Origin of the sequence: Halobacillus massiliensis (assembly GCF_900166625.1) — a bacterium.
Lineage (GTDB): Bacteria > Bacillota > Bacilli > Bacillales > Halobacillaceae > Halobacillus_A > Halobacillus_A massiliensis.
The window spans coordinates 4,236,266-4,238,765 of the sequence record NZ_LT800499.1; the positions used below are offsets into that span (position 1 = coordinate 4,236,266).

Here is a 2,500-nt window from a genome sequence, read left to right on the forward strand (position 1 = left end):
ATGGTCGGGAAGACAGGATTCGAACCTGCGACCCCTTGGTCCCAAACCAAGTGCTCTACCAAGCTGAGCTACTTCCCGTAAGTAAATGGCGCGCCCGAGAGGAGTCGAACCCCTAACCTTCTGATCCGTAGTCAGACGCTCTATCCAATTGAGCTACGGGCGCAAAACATATTATGGTGCCGAGGGCCGGACTCGAACCGGCACGGTGGAAACCCACCGCAGGATTTTAAGTCCTGTGCGTCTGCCAATTCCGCCACCCCGGCACGACACTTGCTAGTAAGGTTTGTATCTTATATCACGGTTGTAAGTAAAATGGAGCGGAAGACGGGATTCGAACCCGCGACCCCCACCTTGGCAAGGTGGTGTTCTACCACTGAACTACTTCCGCGTAAAATGCGGGTGGAGGGACTTGAACCCCCACGCCGTGAAGCACTAGATCCTAAATCTAGCGTGTCTGCCAATTCCACCACACCCGCTAATAAATGGTGAGCCATGGAGGGCTCGAACCTCCGACCCTCTGATTAAAAGTCAGATGCTCTACCAACTGAGCTAATGGCTCTTAACGAAAAACAAGGACTAAATGGTGCCGGCCAGAGGACTTGAACCCCCAACCTACTGATTACAAGTCAGTTGCTCTACCAATTGAGCTAGGCCGGCAAAATGGTGGAGGATGCAGGGCTCGAACCTGCGACCCCTTGCTTGTAAGGCAAGTGCTCTCCCAGCTGAGCTAATCCTCCGGATTATGTAAGGTATGGCAGCGTCCTACTCTCACGGGGGTAAACCCGACTACCATCGGCGCTGAAGAGCTTAACTGCTGTGTTCGGCATGGGAACAGGTGTGACCTCTTCGCTATCGCCACCAAACCTTATTTTTTAGGGACAAGATATATTATATTGTCCTTTTGGGAAAATATCAAGGGTTTTTAAAAACTTTTTAAATAAACCCTCAAAACTGGATAAGACTGCTTTCTATCAAACCACGAAAGAATTAAAAGATAAGTCATCGATTGATTAGTATCTGTCAGCTCCACGTGTCACCACGCGTCCACTTCAGACCTATCGACCTCATCGTCTCTGAGGAATCTTACTAACTTATAGTTAGGGGAAATCTCATCTCAAGGGGGGCTTCATGCTTAGATGCTTTCAGCACTTATCCCGTCCACACGTAGCTACCCAGCGATGCTCCTGGCGGAACAACTGGTACACCAGCGGTGTGTCCATCCCGGTCCTCTCGTACTAAGGACAGCTCCTTTCAGATTTCCAACGCCCACGACGGATAGGGACCGAACTGTCTCACGACGTTCTGAACCCAGCTCGCGTACCGCTTTAATGGGCGAACAGCCCAACCCTTGGGACCGACTACAGCCCCAGGATGCGATGAGCCGACATCGAGGTGCCAAACCTCCCCGTCGATGTGGACTCTTGGGGGAGATAAGCCTGTTATCCCCGGGGTAGCTTTTATCCGTTGAGCGACGGCCCTTCCATACGGTACCGCCGGATCACTAAGCCCGACTTTCGTCCCTGCTCGACTTGTAGGTCTCGCAGTCAAGCTCCCTTGTGCCTTTACACTCTGCGAATGATTTCCAACCATTCTGAGGGAACCTTTGGGCGCCTCCGTTACTCTTTGGGAGGCGACCGCCCCAGTCAAACTGCCCACCTGACACTGTCTCCGGACCGGATCACGGTCCTGGGTTAGAATGTCCGTACAGCCAGGGTGGTATCCCACCAGCGCCTCCACCGAAGCTAGCGCTCCGGCTTCTCAGGCTCCCACCTATCCTGTACAAGCTGTACCAACATTCAATATCAGGCTACAGTAAAGCTCCACGGGGTCTTTCCGTCCTGTCGCGGGTAATGCGCATCTTCACGCATAGTATAATTTCACCGGGTCTCTCGTTGAGACAGTGCCCAAGTCGTTGCACCTTTCGTGCGGGTCGGAACTTACCCGACAAGGAATTTCGCTACCTTAGGACCGTTATAGTTACGGCCGCCGTTTACTGGGGCTTCGGTTCAACGCTTCGCCTTACGGCTAACGCATCCCCTTAACCTTCCAGCACCGGGCAGGTGTCAGCCCCTATACTTCGCCTTACGGCTTCGCAGAGACCTGTGTTTTTGGTAAACAGTCGCTTGGGCCTTTTCACTGCGGCTCCTCGGCAGAGGAGCACCCCTTCTCCCGAAGTTACGGGGTCATTTTGCCGAGTTCCTTAACGAGAGTTCTCCCGCTCACCTTAGGATTCTCTCCTCGCCTACCTGTGTTGGTTTGCGGTACGGGCGCCATCCTTCCTCGCTAGAGGCTTTTCTTGGCAGTGTGAAATCCGGAGCTTCGGTACTCAATTTCCCTCCCCATCACAGCTCGACGTTGCCGGACGGATTTTCCTATTCCGACCGTCTTGCTGCTTGGACGCACGCTTCCAATGGTGCGCTCTCCTTATCCTCCTGCGTCCCCCCATCACTCAAATGGAAGGAAGGCGGTACAGGAATATCCACCTGTTGTCCATCGCCTA

General features: G+C 53.3%; 8 tRNA genes and 2 rRNA genes (1 of these 10 only partly in view). All 10 read right to left on the minus strand.

The window, feature by feature from the left end:
* Position 1: 1 nt before the first annotated feature.
* A tRNA-Pro gene (locus tag B7E06_RS21130) sits at positions 2–78 on the minus strand.
* An 8-nt stretch (positions 79–86) separates the two neighbouring features.
* Positions 87–163, minus strand: a tRNA-Arg gene (locus B7E06_RS21135).
* 11 nt (positions 164–174) lie between these two features.
* Positions 175–263, minus strand: a tRNA-Leu gene (locus tag B7E06_RS21140).
* Between the two features lie 50 nt (positions 264–313).
* Positions 314–388 (minus strand) — tRNA-Gly (locus B7E06_RS21145).
* Positions 389–394: 6 nt separating this feature from the next.
* Positions 395–476 (minus strand) — tRNA-Leu (locus B7E06_RS21150).
* A gap of 7 nt (positions 477–483) precedes the next feature.
* Positions 484–559 (minus strand) — tRNA-Lys (locus tag B7E06_RS21155).
* 22 nt (positions 560–581) lie between these two features.
* A tRNA-Thr gene (locus B7E06_RS21160) sits at positions 582–657 on the minus strand.
* A 4-nt stretch (positions 658–661) separates the two neighbouring features.
* A tRNA-Val gene (locus tag B7E06_RS21165) sits at positions 662–737 on the minus strand.
* A 12-nt stretch (positions 738–749) separates the two neighbouring features.
* Positions 750–863: ribosomal RNA gene (gene rrf, locus B7E06_RS21170) — 5S ribosomal RNA — on the minus strand.
* Between the two features lie 127 nt (positions 864–990).
* A 23S ribosomal RNA gene (locus tag B7E06_RS21175) occupies positions 991–2,500 on the minus strand (it continues 1,415 nt past the right edge of the window).